General features: G+C 53.9%; 19 protein-coding genes and 1 riboswitch. Of the genes, 10 read left to right on the top strand and 9 right to left on the bottom strand.

Annotated elements, in window-relative coordinates; genetic code table 11:
• Nucleotides 1-264: 264 nt before the first annotated feature.
• From smc to J4E05_RS08295, 3 genes are all read right to left on the bottom strand, one after another.
• Nucleotides 265-3,798: a chromosome segregation protein SMC gene (gene smc / locus J4E05_RS08285; RefSeq protein WP_349594203.1), complete on the bottom strand. Its 3,534-nt coding sequence runs from the start codon at nucleotides 3,796-3,798 to the stop codon at nucleotides 265-267.
• Between the two features lie 203 nt (nucleotides 3,799-4,001).
• Nucleotides 4,002-4,598, bottom strand: a complete 597-nt coding sequence (locus J4E05_RS08290) for a DsbA family protein (protein ID WP_246832848.1) — start codon at nucleotides 4,596-4,598, stop codon at nucleotides 4,002-4,004.
• Nucleotides 4,599-4,834: 236 nt separating this feature from the next.
• Nucleotides 4,835-5,434: a DUF721 domain-containing protein gene (locus J4E05_RS08295; protein WP_085588782.1), complete on the bottom strand. Its 600-nt coding sequence runs from the start codon at nucleotides 5,432-5,434 to the stop codon at nucleotides 4,835-4,837.
• 76 nt (nucleotides 5,435-5,510) lie between these two features.
• Here J4E05_RS08295 and mutY point away from each other — a divergent pair, with 76 nt between their 5' ends.
• Complete coding sequence (gene mutY, locus J4E05_RS08300) at nucleotides 5,511-6,581, top strand: A/G-specific adenine glycosylase (RefSeq protein WP_349594208.1); 1,071 nt, start codon at nucleotides 5,511-5,513, stop codon at nucleotides 6,579-6,581.
• A 115-nt stretch (nucleotides 6,582-6,696) separates the two neighbouring features.
• On the opposite strand, the gene J4E05_RS08305 is transcribed toward mutY, so the two are convergent.
• Entirely contained in the window at nucleotides 6,697-6,900 is a 204-nt protein-coding gene (locus tag J4E05_RS08305) for a hypothetical protein (RefSeq protein WP_085588610.1), read from the bottom strand.
• Between the two features lie 145 nt (nucleotides 6,901-7,045).
• Complete coding sequence (locus tag J4E05_RS08310; RefSeq protein ID WP_139835481.1) at nucleotides 7,046-8,146, bottom strand: site-specific DNA-methyltransferase; 1,101 nt, start codon at nucleotides 8,144-8,146, stop codon at nucleotides 7,046-7,048.
• Nucleotides 8,147-8,484: 338 nt separating this feature from the next.
• On the opposite strand from J4E05_RS08310, the gene J4E05_RS08315 reads away from it, so the two are divergent.
• Both J4E05_RS08315 and J4E05_RS08320 read left to right on the top strand, forming a co-directional pair.
• Nucleotides 8,485-9,090: a flavin reductase family protein gene (locus J4E05_RS08315; protein WP_349594212.1), complete on the top strand. Its 606-nt coding sequence runs from the start codon at nucleotides 8,485-8,487 to the stop codon at nucleotides 9,088-9,090.
• A 92-nt stretch (nucleotides 9,091-9,182) separates the two neighbouring features.
• Nucleotides 9,183-10,145, top strand: coding sequence for an SAM-dependent methyltransferase (locus tag J4E05_RS08320; protein WP_349594215.1), 963 nt, complete (start codon nucleotides 9,183-9,185; stop codon nucleotides 10,143-10,145).
• Nucleotides 10,146-10,245: 100 nt separating this feature from the next.
• Here the strand turns inward: J4E05_RS08320 and J4E05_RS08325 are convergent, their stop codons facing one another.
• On the bottom strand, nucleotides 10,246-10,683 hold the full coding sequence (locus J4E05_RS08325) for a GFA family protein (RefSeq protein ID WP_085588605.1): 438 nt from the start codon (nucleotides 10,681-10,683) through the stop codon (nucleotides 10,246-10,248).
• A gap of 245 nt (nucleotides 10,684-10,928) precedes the next feature.
• Here J4E05_RS08325 and nadB point away from each other — a divergent pair, with 245 nt between their 5' ends.
• Nucleotides 10,929-12,575, top strand: a complete 1,647-nt coding sequence (gene nadB / locus J4E05_RS08330) for an L-aspartate oxidase (RefSeq protein WP_349594219.1) — start codon at nucleotides 10,929-10,931, stop codon at nucleotides 12,573-12,575.
• Between the two features lie 27 nt (nucleotides 12,576-12,602).
• Nucleotides 12,603-13,097: an MOSC domain-containing protein gene (locus J4E05_RS08335; protein ID WP_349594222.1), complete on the top strand. Its 495-nt coding sequence runs from the start codon at nucleotides 12,603-12,605 to the stop codon at nucleotides 13,095-13,097.
• Nucleotides 13,098-13,113: 16 nt separating this feature from the next.
• Here J4E05_RS08335 and J4E05_RS08340 read toward each other — a convergent pair whose 3' ends face one another.
• From J4E05_RS08340 to J4E05_RS08350, 3 genes are all read right to left on the bottom strand, one after another.
• A complete protein-coding gene (locus J4E05_RS08340) occupies nucleotides 13,114-13,770 on the bottom strand; it encodes a DUF4269 domain-containing protein (RefSeq protein WP_349594224.1) in 657 nt (218 codons plus the stop codon).
• A 122-nt stretch (nucleotides 13,771-13,892) separates the two neighbouring features.
• Complete coding sequence (locus J4E05_RS08345; protein ID WP_085588599.1) at nucleotides 13,893-15,761, bottom strand: ABCB family ABC transporter ATP-binding protein/permease; 1,869 nt, start codon at nucleotides 15,759-15,761, stop codon at nucleotides 13,893-13,895.
• Nucleotides 15,762-16,005: 244 nt separating this feature from the next.
• Nucleotides 16,006-16,686 carry an energy-coupling factor ABC transporter permease gene (locus J4E05_RS08350; RefSeq protein WP_349594227.1) on the bottom strand — a complete coding sequence of 227 codons (681 nt, stop codon included), beginning with the start codon at nucleotides 16,684-16,686 and terminating at the stop codon, nucleotides 16,006-16,008.
• A 56-nt stretch (nucleotides 16,687-16,742) separates the two neighbouring features.
• Nucleotides 16,743-16,960: riboswitch (cobalamin riboswitch) on the bottom strand.
• Nucleotides 16,961-17,166: 206 nt separating this feature from the next.
• Between J4E05_RS08350 and J4E05_RS08355 the strand changes: the two genes are divergently transcribed.
• From J4E05_RS08355 to J4E05_RS08375, 5 genes are all read left to right on the top strand, one after another.
• Nucleotides 17,167-18,453: a glutamate-5-semialdehyde dehydrogenase gene (locus J4E05_RS08355; RefSeq protein ID WP_349594229.1), complete on the top strand. Its 1,287-nt coding sequence runs from the start codon at nucleotides 17,167-17,169 to the stop codon at nucleotides 18,451-18,453.
• The gene (locus tag J4E05_RS08360; protein WP_085588594.1) at nucleotides 18,453-19,061 is read left to right on the top strand and encodes a nicotinate-nucleotide adenylyltransferase; all 609 of its coding nucleotides are present in this window, start codon (nucleotides 18,453-18,455) and stop codon (nucleotides 19,059-19,061) included. The genes J4E05_RS08355 and J4E05_RS08360 overlap by 1 nt, the downstream gene beginning before the upstream one ends.
• A gap of 55 nt (nucleotides 19,062-19,116) precedes the next feature.
• Nucleotides 19,117-19,506: a ribosome silencing factor gene (rsfS, locus tag J4E05_RS08365; RefSeq protein ID WP_085588592.1), complete on the top strand. Its 390-nt coding sequence runs from the start codon at nucleotides 19,117-19,119 to the stop codon at nucleotides 19,504-19,506.
• 226 nt (nucleotides 19,507-19,732) lie between these two features.
• Complete coding sequence (gene rlmH / locus J4E05_RS08370; protein ID WP_085588589.1) at nucleotides 19,733-20,191, top strand: 23S rRNA (pseudouridine(1915)-N(3))-methyltransferase RlmH; 459 nt, start codon at nucleotides 19,733-19,735, stop codon at nucleotides 20,189-20,191.
• Between the two features lie 114 nt (nucleotides 20,192-20,305).
• A complete protein-coding gene (locus J4E05_RS08375; RefSeq protein WP_349594234.1) occupies nucleotides 20,306-20,968 on the top strand; it encodes a hypothetical protein in 663 nt (220 codons plus the stop codon).
• Nucleotides 20,969-21,015 lie beyond the last annotated feature (47 nt).

A 21,015-nucleotide genomic window follows, 5' to 3' on the forward strand; every position in this document is an offset into this window, starting at 1 on the left:
GCAACACAAGGAAAGGCGCGGGCAACATACTTAGCCCCCCATAGGCTGTCAAGCCGTAAAACCCGGATGCTCGCAGCATGGAAAACCCCACTTAACAAATTGAAAAATAACAATTTTTAACAAAAAACAGCCCTAACACCCTCTCAGGTGTGTTCGGGATCACTCTTGCTACACCCATGCCCGGAAACAACCCTCACCACCTTGCAACCGGCGGTTTCCCTAGGTTAGAGGACATGAATTGGCGTATTTCAGGCCCTGTTCACCCTAACTGGTTAAATCAAGCTCATGCTGTTCTTTTTGCGAATAAACTTCGGCCTGACGCAAATCAACCGATACCAGCGACGATACACCCCGTTCTGCCATCGTCACACCAAATAAACGATTCATCCGGGCCATCGTCATGCGATGATGGGTAATCACCATGAATCGCGTATTTGCATGACGGCCAATTGCCTCAAGCAACCGGCAAAAACGGTCTACGTTGGCATCATCAAGCGGGGCATCAACTTCGTCCAGCACGCAAATAGGGGCCGGGTTGGTCATAAACACGGCAAACAGCAACGCCATTGCGGTCAGGGCCTGTTCGCCGCCTGACAGCAATGAAAGATGCTGCAATTTTTTACCCGGCGGCGATGCCATGATTTCGAGGCCTGCATTTAACGGATCATCGGCATCGGTCAGCATCAAATGCGCGTGCCCACCGCCAAACAAACGGACGAACAATTGCTGGAAGTGCTTGTCGACCTCCTCAAACGCCTTGTTAAGGCGCTGACGGGCTTCCCGGTTAAGCTGGTTAATGCCATTGCGTAACTTGTCGATGGCGGCCAGCAAATCGTCGCGCTCGGTGACCAGGGTATTTTTCTGTTCTTCCATTTCGGCCAGCTCGACCTCGGCACGCAAATTAACTGCGCCAAGGTTTTCGCGTTCACGCGACTGGCGGCCAAGCCGGGCTTCAATATCGTTTTCAGCAGGCAGGTCTTCGTTCTGGTCCAGCATGGCAAGCTCGGCCAACTGGTCAGGCGTTGCATTCACCCGTTCGCGAATACGTTCGATCAAATCGCGGCGGTGTTGTTCGGCCTGCTCCAGCAACGCCTCGCACCGCACCCGGCCTTCTCGGGCATCGGCCAGTTTTTGTTCCGCATCTTTCAAATGCTGGTCGGCTTCGCGCTGGGCGGTTTCGGCATTTACCAGGGCGTCGGCACTGTCCTTGCGGGTTTGCTCGGCAAAGGCAATACGGTCGGTCAAAATAGCGCGGCGTTCCTCGATCTCGTCGGGCCGCAGCTCCAGTTCTTCCAGTTCCATTTGCGCTTCTTCCTGGCGTTCGCGCAATTGGGCTACACGGTCACCCGCGCCCGATGCCCGCTCGTTCCAGGTGGCAATTTCATTTTCCACAAATTCCAGCCGCTTGCGCCGCCCCGACATATCGCGCTGCATCCGCTCAAGCTGGCTTCTGGCTTCCATCTGATCGGCGCGCGCATCGGAAAGATCAGCGCGCTTTTCATTTAGCGCGGCCTTAATTTCAATCAACCCTTCACTGCTTTCCTGCGGGGTTGCGGCAAGCTCTTCCTGCTCGGCGATCAGTTCATCAAGATCCTGACGGGTGCGGTTAACCACCTCTTCCGCGCTTTGCAACCGCCCTTCAATGGCACTGGCATCGCGTTTGATGTTGGCAATTTCTTCACGCGCCCGCGCAAGCTGGCTGTCGGCTTTGCGCGCCGCACGGTGGGCTTCCTGTTCGGCACTACGGGCTTCGGTAATCTGGTCGTTCAGGCGTTCCACATTTTCACGTGCCGTTTCGGCCCGTTCCATGCTTTCCTCGACCACATCGTTCATTTCATCGCGTTCGGCGCGCAATTCTTCCAGCCGGTTCCGCTGGCGCAGACGGGCTGCCGCCGCCAGTTCCGCCCCGGCCAAAATGCGATAGCCATCCCACCGCCACAATGCACCATCACGCGATACCAGCCGCTGCCCGGTTTTCAAATCCTTGCACAGCCAGTTCCCCGTGGAGTCGTCTTCAACAACGCCAATTTGCCATAAACGCCGGTTTAACAATGCCGGTGCCTGGACAAATTTTGCCAGGGCCTGAACATTATCAGGCAAAGCCGGGTCATCGGGCAAGGGGTCAACCCCGGCCCAATGGGTTGGGGATTCGATGGCATCAGGCGCATCAAGGTCTTCACCAAGGGCCGCTGCCACCGCCAATTCCAACCCGCCCTGTACCGTGATCTGTTCGATCATCGGGGTATATTCATCATCCGCGCTGGTTTTAACCAGACTTTCCAAACCATCAATTTCCGCGATCAGGCGGGTTTTACGCGCCTCAACATCACGCTGGGCATCGCGGGCGTCATTTTCGGCAATTTTGGCGGCATCTTCACGGTCATGTAACTCTGCCAGGCGCATTTCGGCGTCTTCAATCGCCATTTTGCGCTGCTCAACCGTTTCCTCGCATTCTTCCAATGCCATTTCGGCATCTTCAAGGGCATCACTAAAATCGGCCTCGACCCGAATATCATCAAGTTTCGCGACCGCTTCGTCATAACGATCCGTCAAACGAATACGTCGCGCGCCCAGTTCCGACAGGCGCTGCTGAACTGATTTTAACCGTGCATCCTCGGCGGCGGCCCGGGTGGTCAAATCATCAACTGCAGTTTCAAGTTCTTCGACCCGCAAGGCTTTTTCAGCAGCACGTTCACGGGCATCGTCGAGTTCGTCATCCTCGCCGCCCTGGGCTTCGCTTAAATCCTCGCGTTCACGTTTCAGCTTGTCCAATGCCCCCTGGGCATCATTGGCCAATTCCGCCTCGCGCGATAAATCGGCGTCAATTTGCTGAACACGGGCGCGCAATTGCGCCATCTGCGTTTCAATTTGCTGTTTGTCCTTATCCAGTCCTTCGCGCTCGATCATCAGGCGCTGCAAGGCAGCACTGGCTTCGGCTTCCTGCTTGCGCAAATCGGGCAGACTGGCGGCAATATGGGCTTGCCCGGTGGTCGCACGGGTGACTTCGGCGGTTAAATCGCGAACGGCAGATTCCCCGGTCACCAGCAACTCGCGGGCATCCTGCTGGCGTTTCGCCGCTTCCTGCCAGCGAATATGAAACAGCAGGGCTTCGGTCTGGCGAATACTTTCGCTAAGTTTGCGATAACGTTGGGCCTGCCGGGCCTGTTTTTGCAGTGATGAAATCTGGCTATCAAGGGTAACCAAAACATCTTCAAGACGTTCAAGGTTCTGATCGGCACTTTTCAGGCGTAACTCGGCCTCGTGACGGCGCGAATGCAGGCCGGTAATCCCGGCGGCTTCTTCCAGCACCAGGCGGCGCTGCGATGGTTTGGCCCCGATCAGCGCACCAATTTTGCCCTGCGACACCATGGCATTGGACCGCGCGCCGGTTGCCGCATCGGCAAACAGCAACTGCACATCGCGCGCGCGCACATCCTTGCCATTCACCTTGTAGTTAGAGCCACCACCCCGTTCGATACGGCGCACGACTTCAAGTTCTTCATGATCATTAAACATCGCAGGCGCACGACGTTCGGCGTTATCAAGCACCACCGCCACTTCGGCCACATTGCGCGCCGGGCGGGTGGATGTGCCGCCAAAAATAACGTCGGACATATCCGAGCCGCGCATTTGCTTGGCCGATGTTTCGCCCATCACCCAGCGCAGGGCTTCAACCAGATTGGATTTGCCACAACCATTCGGGCCGACAACACCTGTCAGCCCGTCTTCAACCAGCAATTCGGTTGAATCGACGAAGGATTTAAACCCCGTCAGTCGTAGCGACTTGAATTGGACCAATCAGTTCCCCTGGCCGATACAGGCCCGTGTGTTTTACCGGCGCATTCCATAACGCGCCGGTAAATCATGTTTCAATCTTTTATCACAGTTCGCCATAAGGCGACCTTATGGCGAACTGACCAGGCACGACAACGCCGCGCAACATATATAACGATGACCGGCCAGATACCGCATTGATTGGCTTCAATCAATGCCACCTGGTTTTAGTTGGTCAGATCATCAACCTTGTCGGCAAAGAATTTCAAATCCTTTTCACCGGAATAGGTTTTACCATCAATCAGGAAAGTCGGCGTTGCGTTAACGTTGTATTTCTGTTCCGCTTCCAGGCGCGACCCGACAATACCGTTAATCAGTTCTTCGTCGGCCAGACATTTGTCAACCGTTTCACCATCCATACCGGCAAACCGTGCAACCTGTTTGATGCCTTCTATCGGATCGTTACTACGCGCCCAGGTCAGCTGCGATTTAAACAGCAATTCCAGCACGCCAAAATAACGGTCATCGCCCGAGCATTGCGCCACGGCAGAGGCCCGTACCGCAACCCCGTCCAACGGGTAATCACGATAGATCCATTTTACTTTGCCGGTATCGATCAATTCTTTTTTGACCTCGGGAAATACCTCGTTGGCAAATCGTGCGCAGTGCGGGCAGGTGAAGGATGCATATTCAACAATCGTCACCGGCGCGTCTTCTGCACCCATTACATGTTCTTTGTATTCGGTGGCATGTGCCCCCTGGGCAGTCAGTGCCGCCAGAGAAACACCAACCACTGCAACAAGGTATTTAAACGGCTTAAGCAAGGAAACCTCCGATAAAACAAACTTTTGCGATTACAAGCCGGTTGCGGGCGTTAAGTCAACACAGCCCCCAAAGTTGCTGTTGAACCAACGAGTCGCAAACATCACCCGCAAATGGGGCAAATCCGTGTTAAACTTTTGCAGGGAAATGATTCGACAAAAGCTGACACCCGATGCACATCGCACACATATCAGCAGCGGGGAAATTCAACCCAAAGGCCGCAACATTGCGTCTCTGGTCATTTTTTTCCCGCCCCGCTAACATGACGACCCAAACGCAATAGCACTTCCCGCAGGGCCGGGTCTTCGATTTCATTGATCACTTTTTCGCTATCCTGGCGAATGGGGCCTTCGGGCACGTTAACCGGGCGACGTACCCGGGCTTCGGGCCGGGAAATATCACCCTGCATCATTTTAATGCGTTCCACCGCCCGATAGCCAAAATAGGTATTCACGCGGTCAATGATTTGCGGCATCCGGTGCTGCAATTCCAGCGCCATTGGCCCCGATACCCGCACCATCAGGGTGCCACCGCCAGCATTTTCACCCCGCGGCGGGCTATAGCGCACCGGAATCGTACAATCTTCCAGTGCCGGGCCAACAATTTCGCCCCAGTGCAAAAGAATTTCGGCCTGAAAAAAGCCGCGTTTGCGTACCAGTGGGCGGGTCAGGTTTGATAAAATAGGTGCCACATTGCGCAATCCGGCGCGCCGGTCCTTATACCCCATCGGCGTAATGTTCTGGCGTTTCTTAACCGCGTTTTTTGCCCCCACACGCGTGCCCCCCTGATCCGTGCCAGATGCGCCAAACGTATTACTGCTATCTTTTCTCTTGCTCATCGCGGCTTCTTCCGTAGGGTTCGCAGCAACTTTATCGCCGCTTTCGCCAATTTGCTTAACATATCACGGAAACGCCGTGCATTTCACTGACCAAGACATCACCACACTGCGTCGCACCATGCTTGACTGGTATGATCGCCATCATCGCACCTTGCCGTGGCGCTCGGAACCGGGGGATTTGCCCAATCCCTATCACGTGTGGCTTTCCGAAATCATGCTTCAGCAAACCACCGTGATTACAGTGGGGCCGTATTTTGCTGCCTTTCTGGCCCGCTGGCCAACGGTGACCGACCTTGCCAACGCCGAACTTGATGACGTTTTACACGCCTGGCAAGGATTGGGATATTACGCCCGGGCGCGTAATTTGCACAAATGCGCCAAGGTGGTTGCCAGTGAATATCAGGGGCATTTCCCCGATACCGAAGAAGGCCTGTTAAAACTGCCCGGTATTGGCCCCTATACGGCTGCGGCCGTGTCGGCGATTGCCTTTAACCGGCCATCCAGCCCGGTAGACGGCAATATTGAACGGGTAATTTCACGGTTATTTGCCCTGGAAACACCACTTCCCGACGTTAAGCCTGAAATTAAGGAAAAAACTGCCACCCTGACACCGCCGGACCGCCCCGGCGATTACGCCCAGGCGTTAATGGACCTTGGCGCCACGATTTGCACACCGCGCAACCCGGCCTGCGGCATATGCCCGTGGCAGGCATTTTGTGAAGGGCGCAAAACCGGCATTGCCCCGGATCTTCCCAAAAAGCGCAAAAAACCGGCCAAACCCACCCGGGTTGGATATGCCTTTTGGGTTCAACGTGACGATGGCAAAATCCTTATCCGTCGCCGCCCCGAAACCGGCTTGCTGGGCGGTCTGTATGAAGTGCCCGGCAGCGAATGGCGCGCCATTGACACACCCGACACACTGATGCGCGACCAGGCCCCGCTAACCGCCACCTGGCGCGAATTAAGCGGCACAGTCGGGCATACTTTTACCCATTTTCATCTTGATATCACCATTCTCGCAACCCGGTTTGACAACAGCACAGCGATTGAACCCGATGGTGTCTGGACCAGCATTGACGGACTGGCTGATTTTGCCTTGCCCACCGTGATGAAAAAAATCGTCCGCCATGCGTTAACGCACCTGTAAAAAAACGGATTGAAACCAAAGGCCGGTTTCAATCCGTTTCAAGGCGATATTTCCCGCAACAAAAAGGCCCGCAAACGGATGCGGGCCTTAATATCAAAGCAAGTACAGGCAAAAATCAGGCGGTGATATCAACGATCTGGCCACGCCCAGTGCTTTCAAGCGGTTTTGACTGCGCTTCCTGGGCCTGTGCGGCCTGCTCGACGCGCTGTGCAGGCGGGGCCTGCAAATCATTTCCACCCGTTTCGGCGATCGGGGCAGCGGCCTGCTGAATCTGCACGGGATTGGGTACAGGAGTTGCACCATAACCACCAATCTGCATGATATTCTCCGATCTGCTAAACCTATCAACCCCTGATATATAGCAGAAACCACCGCAAAACAGAAAGACCGAAACGCGCAATGCTGCGTTTCGGTCTTCACATTTCTGTCAGAACAACTGCTTTTTCGGCCCGAAAACCAAAAAATCAGGCTGACATCTGGCCCATTTCCTTGCGCAACTGACTGCGCAAATTATCAATCGAAACCAAACGCCCATCACATTTGTAATGCCAGTAAGTCCATCCATTACAAGCCTGTGCGCCCTGCACCTGGGCCCCAACCTGATGGATCGATCCTGCCGCATCCTTATGCGCAATCGATCCGTCAGCCCGGACAAGTGCCGCCACATTGCCGCGGTTATCATAAATTTTCTCGCCCGGCGCCAAAAGGCCCCGTTCGATCACCGCGCCAAACGGAATACGTGGCAAAGACCGCTTTGACTCGGTCAGTTCCAGGCTTTCCCCATCCAGCATCTGGACCTTGGCAATACGTTCACGCGCTGCCTTGGCATAGTCTTCTTCGCGTTCCAGACCAATAAAATGGCGCCCCAAACGGCGGGCTGCCGCACCCGTCGTGCCGGTGCCAAAAAACGGATCAAGCACAACGTCACCCTGGCGGGTGGTTGCCATTAACACACGCTGCAACAATGCCTCGGGTTTCTGGGTCGGGTGAACCTTTTTACCCTTGTCATCCTTCAGGCGTTCCCCGCCCGAACAAATCGGCAGCAACCAGTCGGACCGCATTTGCAGGCCTTCATTTAACTGCTTCATGGCTTCGTAGTTAAACGTAATGGCCTTTTGCTCGGCATTTTTGGAACACCACAGCAATGTTTCATGCGCATTGCAAAAACGTTTGCCCCGGAAATTGGGCATCGGGTTGGTTTTGCGCCAAACAATATCGTTCAGCACCCAATAACCGATATCCTGCATCACCGTGCCAACACGGTAAATATTGTGATAGGAACCAATCACCCAGATCGCACCGGTGTCTTTAAGCACACGCCGTGCTGCGTTCAGCCAGTCCCGACTGAACTCGTCGTAATGGCGGAAACTCTCGAATTGGTCCCAATGATCGTCCACTGCATCAACCTTGGTATTGTTGGGACGCAGCAGATCACCACCCAGCTGTAAATTATAGGGCGGATCGGCAAAGATCAGATCAACCGATTTTTCCGGCAGGCTGTTCATCAGTTCGATGCAGTCGCCTACCAAAACCTGATCAAGCGGTAAAGTTTGCTTCTTTGTCATAATGCCTTCACGGTTCCCCCTTGAAACTTGAGGAAATCATGAGCGCAAAAAGTTAACAGACTCCGAAAATTATTGCGGAGTCGCGATACTTTGAATGGAATTTCAGTTGTTTAGACAATCTTAACTGATAACCGTCAAAAGACTGGGGAATTTTGCTGATCAAAGCCGATTCGCCAGACTGGAATCCGCAAATTAAGAAAAATCAGGCTGCGACGCGAAAAACCAGCAAATGTGCAGAGTCCCGTTGCGTTGCAAAATATTTGGGCCAATTATTTGGCAATTTTTCTTCTCTAGCCGCGAATTGCGGCAAAAATCGGAATTTGAAACAAGGAAACCAGATGTTTTACGAACCGGGAAAGACCGCTCACAATCTTCCGCATGATCCGTTCAAGGCCTGCGTTGTGCCCCGCCCCATCGGCTGGATATCGACATTAAGCCCCGAAGGCCACGCCAACCTTGCACCCTATTCATTTTTCAATGCGGTTTGCGGCAATCCGCCAATGGTGATGTTTGGTGCCAGTGGCGCATCCCGCGACAGTGCCGCCAATGCCCGCGCGACCGGCGAATTTGTAGCAGCCATCACGCCAAAATCCATGTTGCGTGAAATTAACCTGTGTTCGGCCCCGCTTCGCGCCGATCAGGATGAATTTGACCATGCCGGACTGGAAAAACTGCCCGCCTCTGTTGTTAAACCGCACCTGATCAAGGGGGTACCGGTTCATATGGAATGCAAGGTTTTCCAGATTGTGGACCTGCCCAGCCCCAACCCGGAAAAACCCAACACCATGGTTATTGGCACGGTGGTTGGCATTCATATTGACGATACGGTTATCGTAAACGGCATGGTCGATATTACCCTGTTTGAGCCCCTTACCCGCCTTGGCTATCAGGAATACGCCACCATTTCGGAAACCTTTACCGTCCGTCGCGAGGATTTCTGGTAAACCGGCACCTGTTGTCAGCGAGAGCCAATGTTTCGGTGGGGTATGAATATTTGCTGCTTTTACCGACCTGAAAAGCGCGGTAAAAGCAGCCCATGACAGACATTTTTTCCGCACCCGACGGCATCGATGCCGTAATCGAACCCATGAACGCCACCGGTTATCTGGCCGCCGTGGGGTTCGAGGAACAATTGCGCCAGGAACTGGGCGACGTGATCGAAACCCACGACCGGTTAATGTTTGCACCCGGCCCCGAAAGACGGGTGTTCTGGGCGCAAAATGTGTGGCGCAACCCGGTTCGTATTGCCATTCCCTCGATCAAGGGGGCGGCCAAAATTTTGCGCTTTAACCAGCGCAACTGGGCCATGTTCAAGTTTGACCATTTTTCACGTGCCAAACTGATCGAAGCAAACCTGCCCCATGTGTCGGCCAAACGGCAGGTTTTTGGCGACAATGCCCCGACGGCGCCATTAGGGTCCTGGGCGCTGGTCGACCCTGATACAATCATTGCCGCCATGGATTGTTCCAGCCCGTGGAAAAACGGCGAAATCGAATTTGAAGAAGACAAAACCACGCCGCCCAACCGCGCCTATCTGAAACTGTGGGAAGCCTTCACCCGGTTGGGCATCATGCCGCAAGCAGGTGACATGACGATGGATCTGGGCGGTAGCCCGGGTGGCTGGACCTGGGTTTTGCACGAAACCGGTGCGTCGGTTATTTCGGTGGACAAAGCCAAACTGGACCCGCGCATTGGCACCTTGCCCCGGGTTGATTTCCGTCAGGAAAGTGCGTTTGGGCTGGAGCCGGAAAAGATCGGTCATATCGACTGGTTATGTTCGGATGTAATCTGTTACCCGGATCGTCTGTTTCGGCTGGTTAACCAGTGGATGGATGCAGGCATGGCCACCAACTTTATCTGCACCATCAAAATGCAGGGCGATACCGACCACGCCGCTGTTACACAGTTTGCCGATATCCCCGGATCAAAGGTAGTGCATTTGTATAACAACAAACACGAACTGACCTGGATGAAAGTGCCCGGCATTACTGACCAATAATCGCCCGGCGATACGGCCCGCCGGGCAATACCGGCCAACATTTAAAACGCGGATCGTTTAATGGTGACAATCCGCTTTTTATATTGCGGGAATGGTGCCATTAATCATCGTGATCAAATGCCGGAATGGATGTATCAAGCGGGTAATAATCGCCCTTGAACGCGCAAAAAATTTGCGATTTGGTTTTAATACCCGACGGACCATCCAGCGTTCCCGGCGTCAGGGCAATGTTTTTAGACCGAACTACCCGCCAGAACAGCGCCGATCCACATTCCTTGCAAAACCCGCGGTCAGTTTTTTCCGACAAACGATACCAGCGCAATCCTTCATCGGCGGTCAACTGCAATTCGTCCTTATTGACCGAGGCATAGGCACTGACATGCCCGTGCAGCTTGGCGCATAAATGGCAATGGCACAGCGTCGCATCCTCTATGTCACCATGCACCTGATAACGTACTGCGCCGCAATGGCACCCACCGTGATGCTGTGCCGTACCGGTATCAACGCTTGTCCGTTCCTGCTGGTCATTATCAGTCATGGTTACTATCCTTTGTCGCGCGAAACACAGTCAGATGAAAACAGCTATTGCCACGTTATGATGCTGCACCTTAAGCCCATATTCAGGGCAAAAAACAGGCAGTCGCAAGGCGATGCCGGATCATTCCACAATACAGCCCGTCGTCAAGTATGTTGCAATAATGTTTGAGATTGCGCGCACACAGTCCTATTCTGCCGCGTTGGCGGGGGCAACAATGCGAACAACCCTTCACATGATGGGAAATTATGACCGATCTTTCTTATCACTATGATGTACTTGTCATTGGCAGTGGTGCAGCCGGGTTAAGCACCGCGCTTAAAGTTGCCCCGCATGTCAAGGTTGCCATTTTGTCCAAGGGCAAAGTTGACGAAGGTTCAACCAATTATGCGCAGGGTGGCATTGCCGCCGTGCTTGATGCCGCAGACAGCATCGAAAACCATGTCGAAGACACCCTGAATGCCGGGGCCGGTTTGTGCAAACGCGAAACTGTTGAATTTGTTGCCCAAAATGCACCCGCCGCGATTAAATGGCTGGATGAACTGGGCATTGATTTAACCCGCGACCCCGAAGGTGGCAATGATCAGCCCTTTCACTTGACGCGCGAAGGCGGGCACAGCCACCGCCGCATTGTCCATGCCGCCGATGCCACGGGCCGTGCGGTACAAACGACCTTGCAAAAACAGGCGATTGACCACCCCAACATTGATATTTTTGAAAACTACCTGGCGATTGACCTGGTTACCGACCGCAAGCTGGGGGGCGAAGGCCGCCGCTGTGTCGGGGCCTATGCGCTGGATTTAAAATCGGGCCGGGTGAAAAGTTTTAATGCCCGAACCGTGGTACTGGCCACCGGTGGGGCCAGCAAGGTGTACCGGTTCACATCCAACCCCGATGGGTCCACCGGCGATGGCATTGCCATGGCATGGCGGGCCGGTTGCCGGGTAATGAATATGGAATTTAGCCAGTTTCACCCTACCTGCCTGTATCATCCGCAGGCCAAATCGTTTCTGATTTCCGAAGCAGTACGCGGCGAAGGCGGCAAATTGCTGTTGCCCGACGGCACCCGTTTCATGGACCGGTTTGACGAACGCGGCGAACTGGCCCCGCGCGACATTGTGGCCCGCGCGATTGACCACGAAATGAAACGTCTGGGCAGCGATTGTGTTTATCTGGATATTTCACACAAGGGGGCGGATTTTATCCGCGAGCATTTCCCGACGATTTACGAAACCTGCCTGGGTTTTGGCATTGATATGACCCGCGAACCGATCCCGGTGGTGCCTGCTGCCCATTATACCTGCGGCGGTATTTTGACCGACCTTCGCGGACGAACCGATTTGACCGGCCTTTATGCCATTGGCGAATGTGCCGGCACCGGCCTGCATGGGGCCAACCGGCTGGCATCCAATTCATTGCTGGAATGCCTGGTATTTGGCGAAGCCGCATCGCGCGACATTATCGAGGCCCTGCCCGTTGATGACCGCTTTACAGATTTGCCGCCGTGGGATGAAACCGGCATTACCGATTCTGACGAAGAAGTCATCGTTGCCCATAACTGGGAACAGTTGCGCAACGTGATGTGGGATTTTGTCGGTATTGTTCGCACCACAAAACGTCTGCAACGCGCCCAGCACCGTATTGATTTGCTGCTGTCTGAAATTGACGAATATTACGGCAATTTCCGCGTTAGCAACGATTTGCTGGAATTGCGCAACCTGTCGGTGGTGGCAAAGCTGATCATTCAGTCTGCCCTGTGGCGCCGCGAAAGCCGGGGCCTGCATTACACCACCGATTACCCCGAACGCGATGATACCGGCGCCCCGCGCCAAACCATTCAGGTGCCCGAAAACTTTGCCGGTCGCTGGGTGGTTTCGGGACAATGGAAAAGCTGATCACAATATAACGGATCCTTCACCACCATGACGTCATCCAACGCCAACAATAACGCGATTGCCCAACAGCCGATGACGGGCACGCTTTGCGGCATCGCCCGCAAAGCCGCCCCTTATGCCAAAATGGAAACCCTGGACCTGATTTCGGTATCGGTGGAACTGGGGCTGGATGGCGATCATCGTGGTAAATTAAAAAAGCGCAAGGTCACTGTAATGGCCAGGGAAGACTGGCAGGCCGCCTGTGCCGATATTGACCGGCCCGACCTGGACTGGACAGTAAGGCGGGCAAACCTGCTGGTTTCCGATTTTTCCCTGCCGCGACATGTTGGTGCCCGTTTTGCCATTGGCGATCTCGTTTTAGAGGTATCTGGCGAAACCGACCCGTGCAAACGCATGGAAGAAGCCGCACCCGGCCTTGAAAATGCCCTGCGACCTGAATGGCGGGGCGGGGTTACCTGCCGTGTCATTACCGGGGCGGAAATTGCCATTGGTGCGCCTGTACGTTTGCTAAACGAACAATAAGCGCCACAACAAATGCTTACGTAAAATTTGACGGTGAACTACCACCATTCACCGCCCCCCAAAGCAACCATTGCTTTAATTGCGATGGCGAAAAATCAAACAGCGCATCAAGGCCCGTATAGGGATCACCGGCAATTTTCAATATCCGGGCAAATGCAGGTTCGGTTTTAACCCCGGCCTGTTTGAGGGCAATAATCCGGTTGTGAAACTCCGCATCCAGCATATCGAGAATACGGGCTTCAACCACCATATGGCGAAACCCGTACTGGTGGTGTGCCGGTTTGTTGGTGGCAAAAATTTCCACCTGTTCGGGCTTTTGGTTCGGGCACGAGATCATAAACTGCACCACCACCGCTGCGCCCACATGGCGGGTTGCCGCACGGTTATAAATGTGAAAACCGTCAAAATGTGAAAATCTGCCGGTGCAAACAGTGGCAAAGCCGTTCAAATCATCGGTATTGACCAAAATATCAATGTCAGACGCAGGCAAACCCAGCCCCAACGGGATTGTCCCGGCAATGCAGGCCCCATACCCCGATAAGACCGGCCAAACGCCGCCATCAACAAGCCCTGCTGCGCAATTTTGCCCCCGCAACCCTGCCTGTGCGCGTTGCAAGCCCTGTAATCGGGTAAAATCCTGCGCGCGCAGCCCTGTCTGCCACCCCGTAATCATCTTTTTCCTGCGCCAGCTAAAACACCACCACCATGTTACCACACATGCAGATAGCAATAAAAAAGTGGGCCCGCAATTTTGCAGCCCCGCCCTTTGTTCAGGCCATAAATGTATGGCCTTGCCTATTTGGGTTTTGTTGCGGCCTCGGTGGCACCGGCATGGGCCAAAATTTCTTCGGCCTGGCGGATTTCCTGTTGTTGCGCCCACATTTCGCCATACAGGCCGTTTTGTTCCAGCAAATCATGGTGGCGGCCGCGTTCGGCCACCTTGCCATCGCGCAACACAATAATTTCGTCGGCATCGATCACGGTGGATAAACGGTGCGCAATAATCAGCGTGGTATGCCCGCGCGATACGTCGCGCAGGGCTTGCTGAATATCCTTTTCCGTTCGGGTATCAAGGGCTGACGTCGCTTCGTCGAAAATCATGATTTTCGGGCGTTTTAGCAACATCCGCGCAATCGAAACCCGCTGTTTTTCGCCGCCCGAAAGTTTCAGGCCACGTTCACCAACCATGGTTTTAAACCCGTCGGGCAAGCTATTGATGAAATCACGAATGCTGGCAAGGCTGGCAACATTGTCAATTTCGTCCTGCCCGGCACCGGGGCGACCATAGGCAACGTTATAGGCAATGGTATCGTTAAACAGCACGGTATCTTGCGGCACAATGCCAATGGAGCGGCGCAACGACCCTTGAGTCACATCGCGCACATCCTGCCCGTCAATGGTGATACGCCCGCTTGAGGCATCGTAAAAACGAAACATCAACCGGGTTAATGTTGATTTACCGGCACCACTGGGGCCAACCACAGCAACTGTCTTGCCTGCCGGCACCTCAAAGCTGACCCCTTTTAGAATTTGCCGGTCTTCGTTATAGGCAAAATGCACATCTTCAAACCGCACCGTGGCTTCCTGACACACAAGATCACGGGCACCGGGGCTATCTTCCACTTCCTTGCCAACATCAAGCAGGGAAAACATGCGTTCCATATCGGTCAGCGACTGTTTGATCTGGCGATAGACAAATCCCAAAAAGTTCAGCGGCATGTAAAGCTGTAACAGATAGGTATTTACCAGCACAAAATCGCCCACGGTCATATTGCCGTTTTTAACGCCATTTGCCGCCAGCAACATGTTTAAAACCAGGCCAACCGCAATAATTGCCCCCTGACCAATATTCAGCTTCGATAACGATTCCTGCGATTTGACGGCGGCAACTTCATATCCGCGCAAGGCATGGTCATAGCGCGATGATTCATGCGCTTCGTTATTGAAATATTTGACCGTTTCATAATTGATCAGGCTGTCAATCGCCTTGGTATTGGCTTCGTCGTCGCGCATGTTCATTTCGCGGCGATATTTCATCCGCCATTCGGTCACGATCAGGGTAAAGGCAATATAGATGATGATGGTCACAAACGTGATCAGCGCGAACCAGACATCATAAAGAACCCACAAAATGACCGACACCATCACGATCTCAAGCAGGGTCGGCAGGATGTTGAACAGCATGAAGGACAGCAAAAATTCAATGCCCTTCACCCCGCGTTCAATGGCACGCGACAGCCCGCCCATCTGACGGTCGAGATGAAAGCGCAACGATAACGCATGTAAATGTTCAAACACGCTTAGGGCCGAATTGCGAATGGCGCGCTGGGCAACCTTGGCAAAAACCGCATCGCGAATTTCACCAAAGGCCGAGGATAACACCCGAACCAGGCCATAGCCGATAATCAGACTGACCGGCACCGTCACCAAAGCCGCAACATCACCATTGGCAGCAGCCTTGCCCCCGCCCAGTGCATCAACAGCATATTTGTATAGAACCGGCACATACACATTGGCGACCTTCGCCCCGACCAGGAACAAAAGCGCGACCACAACGCGAATTTTCAGTTCCTTTTCGCCCTTGGGCCATAAATAGGGCAGAAAGGTTTTGATCACGCCCAGATCGGCGCGGGCCGACGATTCTTTTGCACCGGTTTTTTTCACGTCTTAATCCTTGTTGAACCCGTCCCCGATGTGGGCAATGCCGCAAAACGCCAGCACAATGAACCATTTCCCCAAACCCACCTTCCACAAATGGCCCGTATTAGGCAATTTGGCAAGCACATGAAGGGCAACATATTGTGTGAAACATCGAAACAACGGCCCTGCCTTAACACAAAAAGGGCATTTCCAGCCCAAGCCGGAAATGCCCCAACGTCAAAGCCAAAATTAAAACCAAAGTGGCCTGCTAGTTTGCCGCGCAATATAACCGGCGCTCGAACAGCCCGCTATCGCGAAAACGATACAGGGTTTTAACCGCCGCCAGAATAGCCAGATCAATAAGCGGTTCGACCAGCACAACCGTCATATAGGCCGCCCCAAAACTGGCAACATGGCCGACATTTTCCATGCCAAAGCCCTGACCATAAAAGGCCCAGAAACCAACCCAGCACACAATCCCGCCCTGATAGGACGTTGAAAGCACCAGCGCCTGCCAATATGAAACATCCTTATAGGCACGTTTGCGCGGAATAACCTTTTCCGCCAGCACACCCATTGCAAACAATGGCACCAGAAGCGTCGTCAGGTTCATGCCGTATTGCGGCAGATCGAACGGGGCAAAGAACACCCCCTGCACCAGCAAACCCAACGCCAGACCGATGGCCGCCGGGGCCGCGCCGAAAATCAGAAACAGGGTTGATCCCAAAATCAGATGAACTTCCGACACCCCGACCGGGTGATGGGGCAGTACCTCGAAAAAGAAAAAAACCAGCGCTGTGGTTATCAGGCTGCGCACCAGAAGCGAGCCAACACCATCGCGACGTGCGGTATCGACTGCCATTTTCATGGCCATCCCCACCGCACCGGTTGCTGTGGCATAGCTTAATGCGATTTTGGCGCCGTCAACGACGCCAGGTTCGATATGCATAATATAATCCTTTCTTGCACCCACCGTGCATGAACAGGCCAGTTTTACTGATCCTGTCAGTGACAAAAATTCGGGCAGGTCTCCTGACTTGTGCCGATTGTTGCCATTCCGTCTTCCCGGGGGTGAACCCCAGTGACATCAAGGAGGCAACCGGCACTTACAGTTGCGGGGGCAGTTATGGATTTGGCAGGTTGCCAGGCAAATTACCGCACCATATTCCCTATTATTCCCCATCAGTCACACCAATGAAGAAACCCGAAGCATCACGGTAACAGACGCGGCCCAGTACCGGTATGAAATATCACCCGCAAAAAGCGAAAATCCGACATAGTTTGGATCCGTAATAAACCGCAGCCGCAAACAGCACCAAGGTGATTGCAGTTGTATGCGGGGCGGACTATGTTGCTAATTTGTTGACGATTTTACAATTTAAGACCGCACCGCCCCAAACCAGCGGTGCCCACAAACGGAAACGGGACCATGACGGCACTTGCCAGCACTGAAAACCAGGACATTTCACACCTTATGCTTCGCATCGGCATTGCCGCACGCGATGCTGCCTTGATTCTGGCCCAGGTCCCGTCACAGCCAAAAATTGATGCCCTGAATTATGCCGCACGGCTGATCCGCGAAAATGCCGATAAAATTCTGGCTGCCAATGCGGTTGATATGGAAGGCGGGCGCAAAAAAGGCCTGACGGCCGCCCTGCTGGATCGGTTGGAACTTACCCCGGCCCGCGTTGAAGCGATGGCAAAGGGTGTTGAAGACGTTGCCAGACAAAACGATCCCGTTGGTCGCGAAATGGCACGCTGGACCCCGGAACATAACGGGCTGGATATTGCGCGCGTGTGTGTGCCGCTTGGTGTGATTGGCATCATTTATGAAAGCCGCCCCAACGTCACGGCCGATGCCGCCGCCATGTGCCTTAAATCGGGCAATGCCGCCATTTTGCGCGGCGGGTCGGAAAGCTTTAATTCGTCGCGCGCCATTTTTGATTGCATGAAACAGGGCGTGATCGAGGCTGGCCTGCCCGACGCCTGCATTCAAATGATCCCGGTGACCGACCGCGCGGCGGTTGGCGAAATGCTGAAACTGTCGGATTATATTGACGTGATTGTACCGCGCGGGGGCAAATCCCTGATCCAGCGCATCACCGATGAAAGCCGTATTCCGTTGTTCAAACATCTGGAAGGGCTGTGCCACACCTATATTCACGCCAGTGCCAACCCTGCCAAAATTAACGACATTGTGCTGAATGCCAAAATGCGCCGGGTGGGGGTTTGTGGCTCGACCGAAACCGTTTTAATTGATCGTGCCGTTATTGGCACTCTGTTACCCGCCCTTGCCGATGCCCTTGCCAAAGCAGGCTGTGAAATGCGTGGCGACGACACCGCCTGTGGTCTTGATGCCCGCATCAAACCGGCAACCGAGGCTGACTGGTCAACCGAATATCTTGATGCGATTGTGTCGATCAAAACCGTTGATGGCGTAAAAGATGCCATTCACCACATTAACCATTACGGGTCACACCACACCGATGCCATCCTGGCCGAAGACAGCGCCGCGACCGAGGCATTTTTAAACGGGGTGGATAGCGGCATTGTCATTGTCAATGCATCAACCCAGTTTGCCGATGGCGGCGAATTTGGCATGGGCGCGGAAATTGGCATTTCGACCGGCAAGTTGCATGCACGTGGCCCGGTCGGAGTCGAACAATTGACCAGCTATAAATATGTGGTGCGTGGCACCGGGCAAACCCGCCCGTGATGAGCGTTCGCATTCCGCGCCGTCACAATGCCCCACCCCGAGTCGGATTACTGGGCGGGTCTTTCAACCCCGCCCACGAGGGCCATTTGCATATTTCACTTGAAGCGTTAAAGCGATTGCATCTTGACGAAGTATGGTGGCTGGTATCGCCGCAAAACCCGCTAAAGTCCCGTCAGGGCATGGCCGGGCTGACGGAACGCTTTGATTCGGCACAAATGATTGCACAACATCCCCGCATTGTTGTTTCTGCAATTGAAACCCAGCTTGGCACCCGTTATACCGCCGACACACTTGCAGCCTTGCAACGCCGTTTTACCCAAACGCGTTTTGTCTGGCTGATGGGCGCTGACAATCTGGCACAATTTGATCGCTGGAAGTTCTGGGAAAAATTGATGTATTGCGCGCCCATTGCGGTTCTTGATCGCGAGGGTTATTCTAATAAAGCATTGCGTGGCACCGCAGCACAGCGTATGGAACGCTGGCGCATTGCCGCAGAAAAGGCAGGTTTGCTGGCCGATATGGAAACACCAGCTTGGGTTTACCTGCCGATACGGCGCCATCCGGCTTCCTCTACGGCGATTCGCGCCGAAGGCCGATGGCAGGTTTGACCTGTGGATGTTTTAATTTCCGCGTGATGGCGGCGAACATCCACCCTAAATTAAGGTGGCGACAATAATTACCGCGAAACAACGCCTGACACCGAGCGAGTTGCTTGCTCTTATTCAGGAAACACTGACGGACGACAAGGCCGAAGATCTTGTCACCATTAATCTTACCGACAAAACAGCCATGGCTGATTATATGATCATCGCATCAGGCTCCAGCTCGCGCCGGGTTGCCTCGATGGGGGAACATATTGTTGAAACCCTGAAAAGTTCAGGCCAGGGCCGTGCGCAGGCCGAGGGCACCGAACAGGGTGACTGGGTTCTGGTGGATGCGGGTGATGTGATCATTCATTTGTTCCGCCCCGAAGTTCGCGCCTTTTACAACATCGAACAGATGTGGGGCGTTGAAAACCCGGCCTTGAAACAACAAGCAGCCCGTCTGTACTGATTGGCTGCGCCTTGCTGTCGCCCGGCGCATTCCGCCGGGCCATCAGCCCTTTGCCGCTTGGGGCAACAGGCATCTGTAAATTTTTATCAGGGCTGCATATTTTAGCCCGATAGGAATTGGCGTTCGGGTTTCTGCGAACCTTCGACGAAATTTGTACGAAACATTACGCAAAACGCCGACAATCTTTTCCACCGAAATTTGCCATAAAACGAATGGGCGACCCCACATGCAAATCACCCTTGCCGCTGTAGGCCGCATCAAGGCAGGCCCGGAAAAGGATTTGTTCGACCATTACGTCGCCCGCCTGCGCTGGCCCTTTGCCCTGCGCGAGGTCGAGGAAAAGAAAAAACTGCCCGCCGCCCAGCTTAAGGCCCGCGAAGCAGAACTTTTACTGGCCGCCATCCCCGAAAATGCCTTTCTGATCGCGCTGGACGAACACGGACGCGAATATGGATCCATCGATTTTGCCAAAAAGCTTGAAGGCTGGATCGATCAGAATGGCGGCAATATTGCCTTTGCCATTGGGGGCGCCGACGGCCACGGTGATGCACTAAAAGCCCGCGCCAATGCCATGTGGTCACTGGGCAAGGCAACCTGGCCCCATATGCTGGTCCGCGCCCTGATCGCCGAACAGCTTTTTCGCGCCCACGCCATTCAAACCAACCATCCCTATCATCGCGAATAGTAAAAACCCACTCGTTAGTGGGGCATAAAAAATACTTATTCCCCAAATACTTGCGCGCCATATAAGCAAAGGCTAAACAGATCGCCTTTCTTAAACGCACAAGGGGGATTTGTGTTGTTCAAACAGCTTCGTATGGCTGCCGTTGTTGGCGCCATGCTATTTTTAGGCGCCTGTGCCGTTGGGCGTAGCGTCGTCGATATCAATGCGCCATCTTCGTCGCCCAACCCGCAAAACGGCACGGCTATTCGGTTGGTAAATGTTGTTGATAACCGCGAATTCCAGATCAAACCACGATCAGCCGATATCCCGTCGCTTTCTGATGCGAAAATCGACGATAGCAGCATCACCGAACGGGCCTATGCCCGCAAACGTGGTGGATTTGGCAAGGCTCTTGGCGATGTATTGTTGCCCGAAGGCGAAACTGTTGCCAATCAGGTAAAAGAAGCCATCACAACCGGTTTTCGCCGGGCCGGATACCGTGTTTTTGACCAGGACAGCACCGACATGGATGCCCAAACCGCTATTCCGGTTTCGGCAGATATCATCGAATTCTGGACATGGATGCAACCCGGCTTCTGGCAGCTTACCCTGCATAACCGCATCAAGGTTAAGCTGGAAGGCGATTTGCCAGCCTTAAAAGATGGCCTGACAGTGGAAAACCATTATCAGGACGGCATGCAAATGGTGCTGGATAATGACTGGCCCCTGACCGCCTCGCAGTCATTGGTCGAATTCGCCGACAAACTGCGTGATGACCTGACAAAACATCAAAATTAAGCATCACAAACAAAATGCCGATAGCCCTATATTCAGGGCTATCGGCA

The organism is Thalassospira sp. NFXS8 (assembly GCF_040148805.1).
Lineage (GTDB): Bacteria > Pseudomonadota > Alphaproteobacteria > Rhodospirillales > Thalassospiraceae > Thalassospira.

Excerpts from the sequence above, each read along its gene's own strand:
- J4E05_RS08295 (WP_085588782.1), bottom strand. The coding sequence starts at position 5,434 with ATGAGCAAGAGAAAAGATAGCAGTAATACGTTTGGCGCATCTGGCACG.
- J4E05_RS08305 (WP_085588610.1), bottom strand. The coding sequence starts at position 6,900 with ATGCAGATTGGTGGTTATGGTGCAACTCCTGTACCCAATCCCGTGCAG.
- J4E05_RS08310 (WP_139835481.1), bottom strand. The coding sequence starts at position 8,146 with ATGACAAAGAAGCAAACTTTACCGCTTGATCAGGTTTTGGTAGGCGAC.
- J4E05_RS08315 (WP_349594212.1), top strand. The coding sequence starts at position 8,485 with ATGTTTTACGAACCGGGAAAGACCGCTCACAATCTTCCGCATGATCCG.
- J4E05_RS08320 (WP_349594215.1), top strand. The coding sequence starts at position 9,183 with ATGACAGACATTTTTTCCGCACCCGACGGCATCGATGCCGTAATCGAA.
- J4E05_RS08325 (WP_085588605.1), bottom strand. The coding sequence starts at position 10,683 with ATGACTGATAATGACCAGCAGGAACGGACAAGCGTTGATACCGGTACG.
- nadB (WP_349594219.1), top strand. The coding sequence starts at position 10,929 with ATGACCGATCTTTCTTATCACTATGATGTACTTGTCATTGGCAGTGGT.
- J4E05_RS08335 (WP_349594222.1), top strand. The coding sequence starts at position 12,603 with ATGACGTCATCCAACGCCAACAATAACGCGATTGCCCAACAGCCGATG.
- J4E05_RS08340 (WP_349594224.1), bottom strand. The coding sequence starts at position 13,770 with ATGATTACGGGGTGGCAGACAGGGCTGCGCGCGCAGGATTTTACCCGA.
- J4E05_RS08350 (WP_349594227.1), bottom strand. The coding sequence starts at position 16,686 with ATGCATATCGAACCTGGCGTCGTTGACGGCGCCAAAATCGCATTAAGC.
- J4E05_RS08355 (WP_349594229.1), top strand. The coding sequence starts at position 17,167 with ATGACGGCACTTGCCAGCACTGAAAACCAGGACATTTCACACCTTATG.
- J4E05_RS08360 (WP_085588594.1), top strand. The coding sequence starts at position 18,453 with ATGAGCGTTCGCATTCCGCGCCGTCACAATGCCCCACCCCGAGTCGGA.
- rlmH (WP_085588589.1), top strand. The coding sequence starts at position 19,733 with ATGCAAATCACCCTTGCCGCTGTAGGCCGCATCAAGGCAGGCCCGGAA.